This is a genomic window from Halotalea alkalilenta (genome assembly GCF_001648175.1).
Classification (GTDB): Bacteria; Pseudomonadota; Gammaproteobacteria; order Pseudomonadales; family Halomonadaceae; genus Halotalea; species Halotalea alkalilenta_A.
This window is the reverse complement of record NZ_CP015243.1, coordinates 3,424,228-3,441,393: the sequence shown is the minus strand read 5'-3', so window position 1 is coordinate 3,441,393 and position 17,166 is coordinate 3,424,228. Positions and strand designations below refer to the sequence as shown.

General features: G+C 64.2%; 15 protein-coding genes. 8 read left to right on the top strand and 7 right to left on the bottom strand.

All coding sequences use genetic code 11. The annotated features are described in order from the left end of the window. The first annotated feature begins 97 nt into the window (after positions 1–97). The 3 genes from A5892_RS15380 (at position 98) to A5892_RS15370 (ending at position 6,571) form a co-directional block, all read left to right on the top strand. Positions 98–646 carry a hemerythrin domain-containing protein gene (locus A5892_RS15380; protein ID WP_064123529.1) on the top strand — a complete coding sequence of 183 codons (549 nt, stop codon included), beginning with the start codon at positions 98–100 and terminating at the stop codon, positions 644–646. A 143-nt stretch (positions 647–789) separates the two neighbouring features. Further along, positions 790–1,569, top strand: coding sequence for a glutamate racemase (gene murI / locus A5892_RS15375; protein ID WP_064123528.1), 780 nt, complete (start codon positions 790–792; stop codon positions 1,567–1,569). A 154-nt stretch (positions 1,570–1,723) separates the two neighbouring features. Next, positions 1,724–6,571, top strand: coding sequence for an NAD-glutamate dehydrogenase (locus A5892_RS15370; protein ID WP_064123527.1), 4,848 nt, complete (start codon positions 1,724–1,726; stop codon positions 6,569–6,571). A gap of 481 nt (positions 6,572–7,052) precedes the next feature. On the opposite strand, the gene A5892_RS15365 is transcribed toward A5892_RS15370, so the two are convergent. Further along, positions 7,053–7,835, bottom strand: coding sequence for a hypothetical protein (locus tag A5892_RS15365; RefSeq protein ID WP_064123526.1), 783 nt, complete (start codon positions 7,833–7,835; stop codon positions 7,053–7,055). 121 nt (positions 7,836–7,956) lie between these two features. Here A5892_RS15365 and A5892_RS19965 point away from each other — a divergent pair, with 121 nt between their 5' ends. After that, positions 7,957–8,061: a JAB domain-containing protein gene (locus tag A5892_RS19965; protein WP_082890496.1), complete on the top strand. Its 105-nt coding sequence runs from the start codon at positions 7,957–7,959 to the stop codon at positions 8,059–8,061. Positions 8,062–8,229: 168 nt separating this feature from the next. Here A5892_RS19965 and A5892_RS15360 read toward each other — a convergent pair whose 3' ends face one another. Genes A5892_RS15360 through A5892_RS15350 form a run of 3 tightly spaced genes read right to left on the bottom strand, consistent with a single transcriptional unit; the run spans position 8,230 to position 9,356 of the window. Then, complete coding sequence (locus tag A5892_RS15360; RefSeq protein ID WP_064123525.1) at positions 8,230–8,553, bottom strand: helix-turn-helix domain-containing protein; 324 nt, start codon at positions 8,551–8,553, stop codon at positions 8,230–8,232. Next, entirely contained in the window at positions 8,546–8,917 is a 372-nt protein-coding gene (locus tag A5892_RS15355) for a type II toxin-antitoxin system RelE/ParE family toxin (RefSeq protein WP_064124548.1), read from the bottom strand. The genes A5892_RS15360 and A5892_RS15355 overlap by 8 nt, the downstream gene beginning before the upstream one ends. A 19-nt stretch (positions 8,918–8,936) precedes the next feature. After that, the gene (locus tag A5892_RS15350; protein ID WP_150123566.1) at positions 8,937–9,356 is read right to left on the bottom strand and encodes a hypothetical protein; all 420 of its coding nucleotides are present in this window, start codon (positions 9,354–9,356) and stop codon (positions 8,937–8,939) included. A gap of 195 nt (positions 9,357–9,551) precedes the next feature. Here A5892_RS15350 and trmA point away from each other — a divergent pair, with 195 nt between their 5' ends. The 3 genes from trmA to A5892_RS15335 all read left to right on the top strand — a co-directional run bounded on the left by trmA (position 9,552) and on the right by A5892_RS15335 (position 12,638). Beyond that, positions 9,552–10,667: a tRNA (uridine(54)-C5)-methyltransferase TrmA gene (trmA, locus tag A5892_RS15345; RefSeq protein WP_064123523.1), complete on the top strand. Its 1,116-nt coding sequence runs from the start codon at positions 9,552–9,554 to the stop codon at positions 10,665–10,667. A 2-nt stretch (positions 10,668–10,669) separates the two neighbouring features. Then, positions 10,670–11,572, top strand: a complete 903-nt coding sequence (locus A5892_RS15340) for an MOSC domain-containing protein (RefSeq protein ID WP_064123522.1) — start codon at positions 10,670–10,672, stop codon at positions 11,570–11,572. A gap of 67 nt (positions 11,573–11,639) precedes the next feature. Beyond that, positions 11,640–12,638: a quinone-dependent dihydroorotate dehydrogenase gene (locus tag A5892_RS15335; protein WP_064123521.1), complete on the top strand. Its 999-nt coding sequence runs from the start codon at positions 11,640–11,642 to the stop codon at positions 12,636–12,638. A gap of 249 nt (positions 12,639–12,887) precedes the next feature. Here the strand turns inward: A5892_RS15335 and rmf are convergent, their stop codons facing one another. Then, complete coding sequence (rmf, locus tag A5892_RS19960) at positions 12,888–13,097, bottom strand: ribosome modulation factor (protein ID WP_081803651.1); 210 nt, start codon at positions 13,095–13,097, stop codon at positions 12,888–12,890. 372 nt (positions 13,098–13,469) lie between these two features. Here rmf and rlmKL point away from each other — a divergent pair, with 372 nt between their 5' ends. Then, positions 13,470–15,647: a bifunctional 23S rRNA (guanine(2069)-N(7))-methyltransferase RlmK/23S rRNA (guanine(2445)-N(2))-methyltransferase RlmL gene (gene rlmKL, locus A5892_RS15330; RefSeq protein WP_064124547.1), complete on the top strand. Its 2,178-nt coding sequence runs from the start codon at positions 13,470–13,472 to the stop codon at positions 15,645–15,647. Positions 15,648–15,683: 36 nt separating this feature from the next. Here rlmKL and A5892_RS15325 read toward each other — a convergent pair whose 3' ends face one another. Further along, positions 15,684–15,965: a hypothetical protein gene (locus tag A5892_RS15325; RefSeq protein ID WP_064123520.1), complete on the bottom strand. Its 282-nt coding sequence runs from the start codon at positions 15,963–15,965 to the stop codon at positions 15,684–15,686. Between the two features lie 82 nt (positions 15,966–16,047). Next, positions 16,048–16,959, bottom strand: a complete 912-nt coding sequence (locus A5892_RS15320; protein WP_223302695.1) for a LysR family transcriptional regulator — start codon at positions 16,957–16,959, stop codon at positions 16,048–16,050. Positions 16,960–17,166 lie beyond the last annotated feature (207 nt).

The window sequence follows — 17,166 nt, the reverse complement described above, 5'->3', positions numbered from 1 at the left end:
CCCGCTCGTCGTCGAGCGTCGAGGACCCGCCTTATCCGGCCGGGTTGTCCTATCGACGAATGGCGCCTCGTCGCGCCTCACCCCGGGAGGCAGAACCATGCAGACCACTTCACAGCTTCGTCAGGACCACGCCAACATGGCGCGCCTGCTGCACGTGCTGTCGCTCAAGCAGCGCTCGCTGGTCGAAGGACAACGACCCAATTTCCGCCTGGTGCGCGAGGTGATCGACTACATCCTCGACTACATGGAAGAGTTCATGATCCCGCTCGAGACGCTATGCGGCGATCGAATGGTGGAGCAGGACGCCCAGGCCGCCGAGCTGGTCAATCGATTGGCCCGCGATTACACCGAACTGCGCCAGCGGCTGTCGCTGGTCAGTGAGGATCTCGATTCGATCCTCAACGACGTGGTGATCCCGATCGATCGCTTCGCCGACCGGCTGCGCGATTACATAGAGGCGCACCGTGCCTATCTGCGTATCGAACGCGAGGAGTTCTTCCCGCTGATCGAGCAGCGCCTCAGCGAGGCCGAGTACCACCAGCTCTGCGATGCGCTGCTCAGCGACGCTGAAGGGCGGCTCAGCGAACTCAAGCATGAGTATCCGCAGCTCTACCGCGAGTTCCGCGAGGCGCCGGAAGCGGCTTGATCGGTCGCCCCTTCGGGGGCGATCGCGCATTTGCTAGAATCCACGCCTACGCGCCATCGGCGAGCTAACGTTTCGATCCCACCAAGATGCCGGCATCCGCACCATCGTTGTCCCCAAACCCGTGTTTCACATCGCCGGCTGCCGTGGCCGGCGCTCCGATCCTGGTCTTCGACTCCGGGCTCGGGGGGCTTTCGGTGGTCGCTCACCTGCGCGCCGCGCTGCCCGAGCGCGCATTGGCGTACCTTTGCGACAATGCAGCGCTGCCCTATGGCACCAAGGCCGACGAGTGGCTGGTCGAGCGGATCGTCTCGGTATGCCGGGCAGGGGTCGCGGCGAGCGAGGCGAACACCCTGGTAGTGGCCTGCAATACCGCCAGTACGCTGGCGCTTGAGCAGCTGCGTGCGAGCATCGCGCTGCCGATCGTCGGCACGGTGCCTGCGATCAAGCCCGCCGCCGAGGCGAGCCGGAGCCGGGTGATCGGCCTGCTCGCTACCTCGGCCACCGTGCGTCGTCCCTATACCGATGCGCTGATCGAGCGCTTCGCCGGTTCATGCCGGGTGATCCGGGTTGCTGCCGATCCCCTGGTGCTCGAAGCCGAACGCCTGCTGGCAGGTGCCGCACCCGATGCCGAAGTGATCGCCGCGGCACTGGCGCCGCTGTTCGATACGCCCGGGCTGGACACCGTGGTGATGGGCTGCACCCACTTTCCGCTGCTGCGCGCCTGGTGCGAGACGCTGGCGCCAAGGCCGATCCAGTGGATCGATTCGGGGGCGGCGATCGCCCGGCGTACCGCCCAGGTCGCGCCGCCCGGCGGGCGCAGAGGCGATCTCGATGTGAGTTTCGCCACTGCGCCGGAGCATGCGGGGCTGGCGCGAGCGCTGGCGCGCTTCGACTTCGCCGCGCCCAGTCCGATCACACTCTGAGCTTTCGCTCCACTGTTTTTCAGCCTGGAATCGAGCGCTTGCGATGCCTGCCGGGCATGGGTCATGTCGAACGCTCAATTCGATCCCGTCCAAGCAGCGAGTTGCGCTAGTCTTCCTGGTGCAACGGCGCAAGGGTGCCAAAAAGGGGAAAGAGATGCAGCGGGTCGCAACGGGTGACGTCAGAGAGTTCTTCGAACAATTCAAACAGCTTCTCCATCAGCGCTTGGGAGACCGCCGCGGCATGCGGATCGCCGATTTCGCACGCTGCTTCTACTCCAGTGCCAGCGCGAGCTTCGATGACCTGGTTGGCCGCCGGCTCGACGATGTCTACGGTGCGACGCTATCGATGTGGCAACTGGTGCAGAGCCGCGAGGCTGGGTGTCCCAAGGTGCGCGTCTACAACCCCGATTTCCAGGAGCACGGCTGGCAGTCGACCCACACGGTGATCGAGCTGATCCAGGCCAACATGCCGTTTCTGGTCGATTCGGTGCGCAGCGAGCTGAGTCGACGCGGCCTCACCGTGCACACCATCTTCAATGCGGTGCTTGGCGTGCGCCGTGACGCCCAGGGCGAACTCGTCCATCTGAGTCCGCTGGATCCGCGCTTCCCCGAGCAGCAGGAGTCGTTGATCTACGTCGAGATCGATCGCCACACCGATCCCGCGCTGCTGCGCGAGCTGGCCGAGAGCCTGACCGAGACTCTCGATGAGGTCCGCGTCGCCACCGACGATTTCGAGCCGATGTGCGCCCAGGTCCGCCAAGCGATCGATGAGATCCGTGCCGGTCATGCCGAAGGGGTCGCCGCCGAGGACGTCGAGGAGGCCTGCGCCTTCCTCGAATGGCTGCTCGACGAGCACTTCACCTTCCTTGGCTTCGAAAGCTTCGATCTGGTCGAGGGCGAGGATGGCCAGCAGCGCCTGGCCCGGGTCGAGGGCTCCGAGCTCGGTCTGCTCAAGCTCGACAAGCCGCGCTACAACGAAGAGCCCCACGATGCCGGCCAGCTCGAAAGCGGTGGCGGCTACGTGCTGATTCCCCAATTGATCTCTTTCGCCAAGAGTGCTTATCCCTCGACCGTTCATCGTGCGGCCTACCCCGACTACATCATCACCGAACGCTTCGACGCCGACGGCCGGGTGATCGGCGAACGGCGCTTCTACGGTCTCTACACGCTGTCGGTCTACAGCGATTCGGCGCGCAACATCCCGGTGCTGCGGCGCAAGATCCGCGCAGTGGTCGAGGCGGCCGGCGTCGACCCGAGCGGTCACAACGGCAAGCACCTGCAGCGCATCCTCGAGGTCTATCCCCGTGACGACCTGTTCCAGAGTTCTACCACTGAGCTGTGCGAGACCGCGCTTGCGATCCTCAACATCCGCGAGCGGCGCCAGGTGCGGCTGTTCATCCGCGAGGATCGCTACGGCAAGTTCTACTCCTGCCAGGTCTACGTGCCCCGCGATGTGTTCTCTACTGACCTGCGGGTGAGGATCCAGGACTACCTGTGCGAGTCGCTGGATGCCAGTTTCGGCGACTTCACGCCCTATCTGTCCGAATCGGTGCTGGCGCGGATCCAGCTGATCCTGCGTTTCAACCACGACGAGCCGCCGGTCTTCGATGTCCGCGAGCTGGAGCGCCACATCGCCGAACTGGCGCGTGGCTGGCGTGAAGAGCTTCATTCGGCACTGGTCGAGCGCCACGGCGAAGAGCGCGCGAATGCGCTGATGTCGCTCTACCGCGATGCCTTCCCGGCGGCCTATCGCGCCGACTTCGGCCCGCGCGCGGCGGTCTACGACGTCGACCGGCTGTCCGAGCTCGGGCAGCAGCCGGTCGCCTTCAGCCTCTATCGCCTGCCCGAGGGCAAGCACGAGAGCGTGCGGCTCAAGTTCTATCATCGCCGCCGGCCGATCCCGCTCTCGGACGTGGTGCCGATGCTCGAGAACATGGGCCTCAGGGTGATCAGCGAGCGCCCCTACACCGTCGATCGCGAGGACGAGCGTTTCTGGATCAACGACTTCGAACTCGAACTCGACGACGCGGTGGTGCCGGCGGTGGATTTCTCCACCCTGCGCGAGAACTTCCTCGATGCGCTGACCCGGATCTGGAGCGGGAGCGCCGAGAGCGATACCTTCAACCGCCTGGTGCTCGCCGCCGAGCTCGACTGGCGCGAGGTCGCGCTGCTGCGCGCCTATGCCCGCTACCTGCACCAGATCCGCTTCAGCCTGTCACAGCCTTACATCGCCAGCACCCTGACCAGCTATCCGTTGATCACCCGCGGCCTGATCGCGCTGTTCAAGGGGCGTTTCGACCCCGAGCATCGGCTCGACGATGCCGCGCAGGCGGCGCTTCGCAGCGAGATCGACGCGCAGCTCGAGCAGGTGGTCAGCCTCAACGATGACCGGCTGCTGCGCCGCTATCTGGACCTGTTCGACGCTACCCTGCGCACCAACTTCTTCCAGCCCGATGCCGAGGGCGAACCCAAGGACTACATCTCGTTCAAGCTCGAGCCGCGGCGAATTCCCGAGATGCCCAAGCCACGGCCGCTTTACGAGATATTCGTCTACTCGCCGCGGATGGAGGGGCTGCACCTGCGCGCAGGCCGGGTCGCCCGCGGTGGGCTGCGCTGGTCGGACCGTTTCGAGGATTTCCGCACCGAAGTGCTCGGGCTGGTCAAGGCACAGCAGGTCAAGAACGCGGTGATCGTGCCGACCGGTGCCAAGGGGGGCTTCGTCTGCAAGCGCCTGCCGGTCAATGCCAGCCGGGAAGTGATCCAGAACGAAGGGATCGAGTGCTATCGCACGCTGATTCGCGGCATGCTCGACATCACCGACAACGTGGTCGACAAGCAGGTCGAGCCGCCGCGCGACGTGGTCCGTTTCGATGACGACGACCCTTATCTCGTGGTCGCCGCCGACAAGGGCACCGCGACTTTCTCAGACATCGCCAACGCGCTCTCCGCGGAGTACGGCTTCTGGCTCGGCGACGCTTTCGCCTCGGGCGGGCAGTATGGCTACGACCACAAGGGCATGGGTATCACCGCGCGTGGCGCTTGGGAGTCGGTCAAGCGCCACTTCCGTGAAATCGGCCTCGATACCCAGACCCAGCCGTTCACCGTGCTCGGCGTCGGTGACATGGCCGGAGACGTGTTCGGCAACGGCATGCTGCTCTCCGAGCAGATCCGGCTGGTCGCGGCGTTCAACCATCGCCATATCTTCATCGATCCCGAGCCCGACGCGGCCAGCGGCTTCGCTGAGCGCCAGCGGATGTTCGACGCCCGGCTCGGCTGGGACGAGTACGATCCGAGGCTGATTTCCGCAGGCGGCGGGGTGTTCTCCCGCGATGCCAAGTCGATTGCGATCAGCCCCGAGATGAAGTCCCGCTTCGGCATCGTCGCCGAGCGGTTGTCGCCAAATGAGCTGATCCAGGCGCTGCTCGCCTCCGAGGTCGATCTGTTCTGGAACGGCGGCATCGGCACCTACGTCAAGGCGAGCGATGAAACCCACGCCGAGGTGGGCGACAAGGCCAATGACCAGCTTCGCATCGATGGCTGCGCGCTGCGCGCCAGAGTGGTGGGCGAGGGCGGCAATCTCGGTATCACCCAGCGTGGGCGGCGCGAGGCGGCGATGCATGGGGTGCGGCTCAACACCGACTTCATCGACAACGCCGGTGGGGTCAACTGCTCCGACCATGAGGTCAATATCAAGATCCTGCTCGATGGCATCACCGCGCGTGGTGACATGACCGCCAAGCAGCGCAACCAGTTCCTGGCCGAAATGACCGACGAGGTCGCAGACCTGGTGCTGCTCGACAACTACACCCAGACCCAGGCGCTGTCCCTCGCCGCGATCCACTCGCGTGAAAGCATCGGCAGCTACCGGCGCTTCATCAAGGTCCTCGAGGACGGCGGGGTGCTCGATCGTGAACTCGAGGCGCTGCCGAGCGACCAGGCGCTCCAGGAACGGGGCGAGGCGGGGCTCGGTCTCACCCATCCCGAGCTCTCGGTGCTGATCTCGTATGCCAAGAGCGATCTCAAGACCCAGCTCGCGGGCTCCGACATCCCCGACGAGCCGTACATCCAGCGCCACGTCGAGCGCGCCTTCCCGCCGCGATTGGTCGAGCGTTTCCAAGACGAGCTCTACCAGCATGGACTCAAGCACGAGATCGTCGCGACCCAGATCGCCAACGACCTGGTCGATCGGATGGGCATCACCTTCGTGCGCCGGCTGCTCGACGGCAGCGGGCTCGACCAGGCCAGCGTAGTGCGTGCCTACGTGATCGCCCGCGACAGTTTCGAGCTCGATCGGCTGTGGCGCGAGATCGAGGCGCTGGACGCCAAGGTCGAGAGCCAGGTCCAGTACGACATGATGGGGGCGCTGATGCGCCTCGGTCAGCGCGCCACCCGCTGGTTCCTGCGCAGCCGCTCGGCCCTTGGCGTGGCCGAGACGATCGACCACTTCTCCTCGCGCCTCGCACGACTCAGCGAAGAGGTGCGCGAGCGCTTGAGCGGCAAGGAGGCCGAGGCGTGGCAGGCCCGCTTCGAGCACTACCGCGCCGCTGGTGTACCCGAGGCATTGGCCGCCCGCGTGGTCTCGCTGCATCACCTCTATGCTGGCCTCGGGATCATCGAGGCGGCGCGACGCAGCGACGACGAGATCGAGCGCGTCGCCGAGGCCTACTATGCGATCGGCGAGCGTCTCGAGCTGCCGTGGCTGACCGAGCAGGTCGATCAACTGCCGGTCGGCGACGGTTGGGAGGCGCTGGCACGCGAGGCGCTTCGCGACGATCTCGATCGCCAGCAGCTGGCTTTGACCGTCACCGTGCAGGGGCTCGACGACGTGCCGCCGACGATCGATGAGCGTCTCGATGTCTGGCTCGGGCGACGCGAGGGCAAGCTTGCACGTTGGCACCAACTGCTCGATGAAGTGCGCGCCGGCTCGAAAGTCAGCTACGCGCTGTTCGCCGTAGCGGTGCGCGAGCTGGCCGAGCTGGGCGAGACGGTCGACGCACGCTAAACCCAGGTGCGATCCGGCGGCAACGGATCGCGCTTTGGTAATGGGTTAGGTTAGTTTGTCGAGCGTTGTTCTCAAACGGCTTGGACACCGGAAAGCCCGTATTAATGCGGGTTTTCCGGGTATGTCACTGCTGCCTGATATGCTCTGTCAATCCGATCTAGAAGCCAGATAGGAGCCAAGGGAAATAACGCTGCTAGATGAACGTGGCTTGTTCCAGCGCAGCACGCCTTATCTTTTTCCCACGACGGCCTCGCTGCTGGTACGTGATGGACGTAGATCGATTCATCCAGCGACGGCGGGGCAGAGCCGGGATAAAGCGCATCAGATCATCGGCCGGGAGAGGAGGGCGGTACACTGTTCGCTCGCCCGCAGCGGTCAAAACCTCTGTCTGACGCTCGCAAGCCTCGAATATGAGGCTTCGCGTTTTATCTCTCATCGTCGCAGGGGACGATATGACCTCGTTCGCTGAGAGTGGATAGTTTTAAACAGGAACTTCGACTCCCTCTTTGGGCGATGCTGATAGAGCATCACGCCCTGTGGTCGCATCGGCTATTACTTCGATAAGCAGGGTGGATGCGTCGTCTTCGGCATGGTCGATGGCGTACTGGAGTAAATCGGCCACTTGGGCGCGTCGCTCCCCGAAGCTGGAAACCCCGATCGCTATGAAGTAAAAGCAGCCAACAGCGATCACCATCCCCCATAGTAGCCATGGATTATCGAGACTGCCGGCCATTCCATGGGCGGCGACGGCTAGGGCGATCAGCGCGGGAAAGAGGCCAAGCTTGCGGATGTCGCCGACAAGTAGCGTCGCACGGTTTTCGGTTAGGCCCCAGCGATGACGGTACTGCAGAAGGCCATACTCGAGCATCGCCTTGGGATAGGTGCGAAGCCGTTCGACATAGCGGGCGTCTTCGAGCAGCATCCGTTTAGCCAGCGGATACACTGCGCCGAAGCCCTGTTTCTTTCGTTGCCAGAGCACGCCGAGGTTGTTGTAGATGGCCACACAGATGAAGGCCACGCCGAGCAGCGGCATGGCGATAGCGAGCCAGGGAACGGCTTCTCCTATCCATGCTGGCGCCGCGGCGAGTTGAGAGATGGCGATAGCGCCTCCGAGCAAGACTGCCGCGCCGACGTAGACTAGCAGCAGCCTGGTTTCGACACGGCGACCGCGGGGACTTGGCTGCAACTGATCGATGTATTTGTTGGCTCGGGTCATCTCATCTAACAGTTGGAAGAGCGACGTTAGCATTTGGTTCATTTGCATGGGTGGTGTCCTTTCATGGATTCAAGGGCACTCGTCATCATACGAAGATCTGCTCCCACGATATCTGTCGAGATGGAGCACTTTCGTCCCTTTCAAGCGGTGACCCTGGCGATCGAGCCGAATGCGGCTCAAAGATGCGCTGGCGCTGGTGGACGTGCGCATCTTGGATCACATCATCATGGCTGGCGGCGCTACGACATCCTTTGTCGAGCGTGGTTTGTTCTGACCGGGCTCTCGGCCCTTTTTTAACACCAGTTTTCGCGCTCGGGCCGTACTTGATCGAGCCGTCAGTTGCTTCAACGATTTCGGGATACTGCCGCCTCATTGTGGGAGATGCGTGTGGTAGCCTCGCCCTTCGCCCACGTCTTGGTATCGACCACGGAGAATTGCTACGTCAGAGCACGGCTTCCAGCCCCTTGCGGTCAATGATGTCGAGTAGTTTCTGCGACGGGCCGCTGGGGCGTTTGTCGCCCACTTCCCACTTGCGGACGGTGGACGCGCTGGTGTTGAGCACCGAGGCAAGAACGGCTTGGCTCAGTTGCAGGCGCTCGCGCAGCGCCTTGATCTTGGCGGCGTCGTAATCCTGCACCGGTGCCAGGCACAGCATGTCGTACCGCTGCATCTTGCGCTTGTCGATGAATCCCAACCGATGCAGGTCGCGCGCGCCTTCATGCACCGCATCTATGATGCGGCTCTTGGGTTTGGCTTTCTCAGTCATCGGTGATCTCCTGCAAAGTGTCGTTGGCGGTGGCTTCATCTAATTGCGCGGCCGTGCGCTGCAACAAGTCGGCGGTATAGTCCTGCAAGGCTTGCAGTTCATCATCGCTGATGTTGTCCCGCTCGTTCTTCTCGAAGCCGAACACGAAAAACCAGCGGTTGCCCTTGTTGGTGGCGACTAGCGTTCTCACCCCTCCGCGCTTGCCACGTCCGGCCAGTCCGATGCGTTTCTTCACCACGCCGCCACCGAGGTCAGCGTCGATTAACCCCGCAGCCATCTCCAAGACAGCCTTGTGCAGAGCGGAATCACTCAACTCAGTCTTGCGCATCCACCGGTGAAAGTGGCGAGTTTTGAAGATTCTCATCGCTGTCCTGACTATACCACTAGGTGGCATGATGGTTCCATGGACGTACCCCGTTGCCCGTGAGGTAGGCGTGGGTAATCGAGCTGGTCAACAGCCGCTGATGCAAGCTGTGCGAATTGTCGCGACAGTGTTTTGGATCAGGAGCCGATTTCATCCGGCTCCCAGCTTCGCGCAGCGGTTCAGAGGAGCGCTTGAGCCGTTCGAACGGGCCGGCCAGCGCCCGCGGTAGTTCCAATACTTCATCGGCCTTGGCGGGCGTTGCTTGATAACCGCTGGCGATCAGCTCGCGCAGCTTTGCCACCACGTCGCTGGCCTCGCGTTCTTCCTGATTCTTGTATGGACGTAGCGCATGAACATGCCGGCGGTTTTGTGCGCGGTCAGTGCCATGCGCCAGGGGCCAAGCGGGCTCGGCGAGCGGAAACCGGATCGGGTGACGCAAAGCACCAGGACATGGTGAGTCTGTGTCACTGCTGGGGAAGCTCGCTGTGGCATGGGCTGGCGCAGTTCAGCATGTCGCGGTGCTGAACCGAGGGTCGTTCGGTTAGACTTGACGCCCCAGCGCTGCCCTTGTCGCGCTGGAGCGTGTTTTCTTTTTTGCTTCCGTGTCTTGCCACCGTCGTGCATGAGGTTTCGCTTGAGCGTTCCAGTCGTCGATCCCGCCCTCTATCCTCAGCAGCTCGAGGCCAAGCGACAGCGCATCACCGCGCAGTTCGCGCGCTTCGAGCCGCCTGCGCTGGAGCTTTTCGCCTCGCCAGCCTCCCACTATCGGATGCGCGCCGAGTTCAGGATCTGGCACCAGGACGACGATCTGTTCTACGCGATGTTCGACGTCGATCCCGAGGATCCCAAGCGCCGCGAGGTGATCCGCCTCGAGCGCTTCGACGTCGCCAGTGCCAAGATCAACGCGCTGATGCCCAAGCTGCGCGAAGCTTTGCTTGCGAGTGAGACCCTGCGCCGGCGGATCTTCCAGGTCGAGTTCCTCACGACCCTCGAGGGCGAGGCGCTGGTCACGCTGATCTACCACCGGGCGCTCGATGAGGCTTGGGAACGCGAGGCGAGGGTGCTCGAGGAGACGCTCGAGGCGAGGATCATCGGCCGTTCGCGCAAGCAGCGCCTGGTGCTGTCCGAGGAATACGTCACCGAGTACCTCGAGGTCGCCGGCAATCGATTCTCCTATCGCCAGATCGAGAACAGCTTCACCCAGCCCAACGCCAGGATCGCCGAGTGCATGCTCGGCTGGGCGCGCGAGGTGACCCGGCCCGCCGAGGGCGAGGCCAAGCGGGACCTGGTCGAGTTCTACTGCGGCAATGGCCACTTCACCATCGCGCTGGCGGACAACTTCCGCCGCGTGCTCGGTACCGAGATCTCGCGCACTTCGGTGGCCGCGGCGCAGCACAACCTCGCCGACAACGGTATCGACAATGCGGTGATCGCGCGGATGTCGAGCGAGGAGTTCTCCACCGCGCTCTCCGGGGCCAGGCGCGGTCGCCGCGCCGAGGCGCTGGGCCTCGATGACTACGACTTCTCCACCGTGCTGGTCGATCCGCCGCGCGCCGGGCTCGATGATGAAAGCTGCGCCCAGGTCGCGCGGTTCGACTCGATCGTCTATATCTCGTGCAATCCCGAGACGCTCGAGGCCAATCTCGAACGGCTTTGCATTACCCATCGCATCGAGCGCTTCGCGCTGTTCGACCAGTTCCCCTATACCCATCATTGCGAGTGCGGCGTACTGCTGCAAAGGCGCGGCTGACGATGGAGAATGCAACGGCGAGAACGGCCGCCAAACTGGCCGAGCTCTGGATCTACCCGGTCAAGGGGTTCGCCGGCATCAATCTCGACGAAGCCGGGCTCACCAGCGAGGGCCTGGCCTGGGATCGCCGTTGGATGATGATCGACGCCGAGGGGCGTTTCATGACCCAGCGCCGGCTGCCGGCGATGGCTGCTATCCGTGTCCAGCTCACCGAGCACGAGCTGTGCCTGCTTGCGCCCTGCGGTCGTCAGCTCCATCTGCCGCTGACCCCGCCCCAGGGGGCGCTGGTGGAAACCAAGGTCCATGGTGATCCCTGTTTCGGCATTGACGAAGGCGAGGAGGTCTCCGCCTGGCTCGATCGAGTGTTCGAAGGGCAGTGGAAGACGCCGCTGCGGCTTTTGCGCTTTGCCCGCGATGCCCGAGTGGAGCAGGCGCTGCTGCGCCGTGTCGGCGAGCAGCGCTTCGAGCAGCTGGGACGCAGCGAGGTGATCAGTCATACCGGTTTCGCCGATGGCTATCCACTTTTGATCGCCTCGCGAGCGAGCCTCGATGCGCTCAATCAGGCGCTGCTAGAACGCGGTGCGCAGACGGTGGAGATGACCCGTTTTCGGCCCAATCTGGTGATCGAGGGCCTGCCGGCCTTCGCCGAGCACCGCGTGGAGGAGTTCGCCCAGCTGGGCGGGAAGATCCGCCTGTGGGCCTGCAAGCCCTGCGAGCGCTGCCCGGTGGTCAAGGTCGATCAAATCAGCGGGGAAATTCGCGATCGCGCCGAGCCGCTGGCCACGCTGATGACGCTGTCGCCGTTCGACGGCAGCGGCGGGCGGGCCTATTTCGGCGTCAATGCCGTGGTATTGAGCGGCAGCGGCGGCAAGCTGCGGGTCGGTGACAGGCTGCGTGCGCGCTGACGGCCGCGCCGTCAGCCGCTATACTGCCCGCCGCCCCTTGCCCGTCTTCATTTCTGGAATGCCTCCCATGTATGCGCTCGCCCGCTCGCTGCTCTTTCGCCTCGATCCCGAGACCGCCCATCAGGTGACGCTCCAGGGGCTCGATCAGGCCCATCGCGCGGGGTTGCTGCGCATGCACCGGGTCGAGTCGCCGGTCACCCTGATGGGCCTGCGCTTCCCCAACCGGGTCGGTCTCGCCGCCGGGTTGGACAAGAACGCCGACCACCTGGACGCGCTTGGCGCGCTGGGCTTCGGTTTCGTCGAGGTCGGTACCGTCACGCCGCTGGCCCAGGAGGGCAATCCCCGGCCGAGGCTGTTTCGCCTGCCCAGCCGCGAGGCGATCATCAACCGGATGGGATTCAACAATGCCGGCGTCGATCATCTGGTGGCGCAGGTTCGCAAGAGCCGCTTCGATGGAGTGATCGGGATCAACATCGGCAAGAACCTGACCACCCCGGTGGAGCGCGCGGTCGACGACTATCTCGTTTGTTTGCGCAAGGTTCACGCCGATGCCCACTACGTCACCGTCAATATCTCTTCACCGAATACCCCGGGGCTGCGTAGCCTGCAGTTCGGCGAGCAGCTCGATGGATTGCTCTCGGCGTTGAAGCAGGAGAGCGCGCTGCTCGACCGCGGCCGCGAGCGGGCGCTGCCGCTGGCGGTGAAGATCGCCCCCGACATGAGCGACGATGAGGTCGATCTGGTCGCCGCCTGTCTCGCCAACAATCAGATCGATGCGGTGATCGCCACCAATACCACGCTGGATCGGGCCGCGGTGGAGGGCGTGACACATAGCGAAGAGGCGGGCGGGCTCTCGGGCCGGCCTGTGGAGGCGGGGGCGAACCGCGTGATTAGGCGGCTGCGGGAGCGGTTGCCGCAGATGCCGATCATCGGTGTCGGCGGCGTGTTCGATGCGGCGGGGGCGCTGGAGAAGCGCCGGATCGGCGCAGACCTGGTCCAGCTCTACTCGGGGCTGATCTATCGCGGTCCCGGCCTGGTCAAGGCATGCGCCCAGGCGTTGGCCTGATGAGGCGAGGCCCGCCAGGAGCGGGCCTCGATTTGGTTGCCACTAGGGCTTTACAGCGGGTGTCTCGGTCGGACACCGTCGCGGCCTTCGTGAGAAAGCCTTTCACGAGCGTGGGCGACTCGCCGGTCGCCGCTTCGAATCTATGATGTTGCGGTGAATACTGCGCTTCGCCGGGTAAAGGCATCGATGATCGGGACGGGATGCATCGGCGCGATGAAACGAACGAAGGAAATGCGCGAAACGCTCGGCTCAGGCGAGCACCATGGGATTCTTATGGATGCCTGAAACGCCTATCATGCCGGACCACTGGTCCTGACGGCCTTCGCGCCATCCGCTCATCCAGGATTCACGAAGATTGACGTCACGACTGCGGCAAAGGTCGCGTGACCGGCCGGAAACGCCTGCTTTGTAACCGCGAAGAAAGGCCTGCTGTGAAGGGTCGCGCTTTTGTCTTTTCATCGGAAACCTCATGTCTGCTTGATGGGAAGAGCGATCCGAGCGCCGCGTCATCGCGACGAAGGCGGCCTGGAGCGCGCTGGAGTCAGCAAACACCGGCGGCGAATGCCGTCGATGGGTGAAGTCCTTCGAAAAATCCTGCTACGAACTCCTGAGTTCAAAGGCTCAACGATAAGGGCGACACGGCGTCGTCCTGGTTTACCGCTCCGGGGCCTGGTCACCATCGCGGTGATCCCGGCTCGGTCTCGCAGCGCTACATTGACAGTTCTATGACATTCGTCGCCCTGTGTCGACCGCCATTTTAGACTCAGGGCCACAACGCACGATTCTTTCGACATACCTTATGCGACGATGAAAAGTCGCCTGGCAGGCATCATGATTTCTTCGACCAGCTCCACCACTTATCCATTCCTCGCCACCTGTCCGCGAGGCCTGGAGCAACTGCTTTCCGACGAACTCGGTGCCCTTGGCATGGAGGTGGGTTCGACCACCGTCGCCGGTGTCGGTGGCGAGGCGGATCTCGCCGCCCTCTATCGCGCATGCCTGTGGTCGCGTCTGGCCAACCGGGTGATCCTGAGGCTGTGCCAGGTCGAAGGGGTGGAGAGCGCCGAGACGCTGCTCGACGTCGCCCGTGGGATCGATTGGGCCGCGCATCTCGCCCCGGGCGGCACGCTCAGGGTCGACTTCCACGGCCATTCGGAAGGCATCCGGCATACCCGGTTCGGCGCCCAGACGATCAAGGACGCGGTGGTCGAGCGGATGGTCGCCAGCGGCGCGCCGCGTCCAGCGGTCGATCTCGAGCAGCCTAGCCTTCGGATCTACGCTCACCTGCATCGCGGCCGGCTGACGCTCGGGATCGATCTATCCGGCGATAGCCTGCACCTGCGCGGCTACCGGCGCGAGGGCGGCAAGGCGCCGCTGAAGGAGAACCTCGCCGCCGCCTTGCTGATTCGCGCCGGCTGGCCCGAGCGCGCGGCGCGTGGCGAGGTGCTCATCGACCCGCTGTGTGGTTCGGGGACGCTTTTGATCGAAGGCGCGTTGATCGCAGCCGATATGGCCCCCAACCTCAAGCGCGCGCGCTTCGGCTTTCATGGCTGGCTGGGCCACGATGATGCTGTCTGGCGCCAGGTGCTCGAGGAGGCCCAGCAGCGTGCCAGCCAGGGCCGCGTGCGGCTGCGCAGTTCGTTCATCGGCCAGGACGCCGACGCCCTGGCGATCGAGGCGGCCGGCGCCAACGCTCGCCGCGCCGGGGTCGACGCTTGGCTTACGCTCTCGCGCGGCGATGTCGCTCGGCTCGAAGCCCCCGCCGGCGAGGCCCAAGGGCTGGTGATCACCAACCCGCCCTATGGCGAGCGGATCGGCGATATCCCCGCGTTGATCCCGCTCTACGCGGCGATCGGTGAACGGATGCGCAGCCAGTTCCCCGGCTGGCGGCTGGCGCTTTTCACCGGCAACCCCGAGCTTGGGCATCGTACCGGGCTCAAGGCCCACAAACAGTATGCGCTGCGCAACGGCCAGCTCGAGTGCAAGCTGCTGCTGATCGACGTATACGCAGGCGGGGACGAACGGCGCAGGTCGAATGCCGAAGGCGAGGATGAGCCGCGCGGGCCGAGCGAAGGCGCGAGGATGTTCGCCAACCGGCTGGAGAAGAACCGCAAGCGGCTGGCCAAATGGCTCAAGCGCAGCGGTGTGAGCTGCTATCGACTGTACGATGCCGACATGCCGGAGTACGCGCTGGCGATCGACATCTACGCGGGGCGGGTGCATGTGCAGGAGTACGCTCCGCCGCGTTCGATCGATCCGAGCCACGCCGAGCGCCGGCTGATGGAAGCGCTCGGCATACTGCCCGAGGTCTTGGGCGTTGCGTCTGACCGGATCTATCTCAAGCGCCGCCAGCGCCAGAGCGGCAAGGCGCAGTATCAGCGCCAGAGCGACTCCAAGGAGCGCCTGCAGGTCGAGGAGGAGGGCGCCAAGCTGTGGGTCAACCTGCGCGACTACCTCGATACCGGGCTGTTCCTCGACCATCGCCCGGTGCGCAGGCGGCTGAGGGAGATGGCCGCGGGCAAGCGCTTCCTGAACCTGTTCTGCTACACCGCCTCGGCCACCGTTCATGCGGCCCTCGGGGGCGCGCGTGAGAGCGTCAGCGTCGATATGTCGAACACCTACCTCGAGTGGGCGCAGGACAACTTCCGGCTCAACAAGCTCGACCTGCGCCGGCACCGGCTCGAGCGCGCTGACTGCTTCGAGTGGCTCGGGCGTGAGCGCGGCTACTTCGACCTGATCTTCCTCGATCCGCCGACCTTCTCGAACTCGAAGAAGATGAGCGCTACCCTCGATGTGCAGCGCGATCACCCGCGCCTGGTGGAGGCGGCGATGGCGCGCTTGGCGCCGAGCGGCACGCTGCTGTTCTCCAACAACCAGCGGCGCTTCGTGCTCGAGCCGGGGCTCGAGCAGCGCTTCGAGGTCGAAGAGATCAGTCGTGCGACCCTTGACCCCGACTTCCAGCGCCGCCCCGAGATCCACCATGCCTACCTGATTCGCCTGCGGCAGTAGACGCGCGGTGCCGATGGCGTCGGTCGAGCGGCCGGTTCAGCAGCCGTCGAGCAGCGACAGCTGGCGGATCTCCTCACGGCCCTCCTGGCTGTCGTCGCTCGCTTCGAGCACTTTGCGCAGCCCGCGCGACGCCTGGATGTGGGCGATGTCATCGATCCAGGTCTGGGCCTGGGCGCGGTTCTCGGCGAGCATGTGCTTGAGCCCGCCGAACTGGGTACCGATCTGGCCCCAGGCGCGGCTGACGATCCAATCGCCGAACATGTCCTGGTGCAGATGCACCAGGACATAGTCATGTTCGCTTTCCCAGCGAATGATCAATGTATTTCTCCTGCCCGTGTGGCTCATCGACGGGGCATTACAAACCAAACCGGCCCGTCGAGAAAGAGGCGGCGGATCTCTTTCATCCGCTCGAGCTGCCGGGAGGCTGCATGCGCGATGGCTCGTATCTCAACGCATCGATCACGATTCGAAAGGCGGGTGTGACTTGGCGGCTCACAGGGTAGTAGAGGTGGTAGCCAGGCAGCGAGGGACACCAGTCTTCCAGCACGCGGACCAGTACGCCGGTCTTGACCAGTGACAAAGCCTGCGATTCGAGCAGCAGGGCCAGGCCGAATCCATCGACGGCGGCATCCACGATCAATTCGGGGCGGTTGGTCGAGAGTTGGCCCGATGTTCGGACCTTGACCTGGCGCCCGTCCTTCGCGAATTCCCAGGCTGGAGAGCCGCCCAATGTCGGCAGCCTGCGATTGATGCAGCGATGCGCTGCGAGATCCGTGGGAACCACGGGTTCCGATCGCTCGGCCAGGTATGCCGGAGAGCCGACCACCACCACCCTCTGCGGTGGGCCTATCGGCACGGCGATCATGTCCTTCGCCACGTTCGCGCCGAGCCTTATGCCAGCGTTGTAGCCTTCGGTCACGATATCCACCAATCCATTCTCGACATCGAGTTCGACGGCGATATTCGGATGGTTTCGCAGCACGCGCTTGAGCACCGGCCAGACCAGGGTTTCCGCCGCGTGATCCGCTGTGGTGATGCGAATGGTCCCGGACGGTGCATCGACATCGTCGGTGAGCGATGCCAGTTCCTCTCTGATGCCCTCGAGGGCCGGCACCAGCGTCTTGAGCAGCTTGTACCCGGCCTCGGTGGGCGCCACACTGCGCGTGGTCCTGGTCAGAAGCTTAACGCCGAGGCGCCCCTCCAGCCGTCTGATCTTGTGGCTCAGCGCTGACTGGGAGGTGCCCAGCTTGCCGGCCGCGCGCGTGAAGCTCTTCGCGTCAGCCACCGCCACGAAGGCGGCGAGCGCGCCCAACTCATCTTGCATCACCGTGATTCCTTGGCTGCCCGTTGCGTCCGCGTGGAACTCTCGCTCGATTATTGATGACGTATCGTCATGGGTTCAAGTGCGCCACGACTCTATGTGCGTGACCGTTCCTCCGCTAAGGTTCAAGGTCACACACAAGTTTCATAGGGCCTGGATATGGAAAAACCAGCGAAGTACCGCGTTGCGACGTCATCA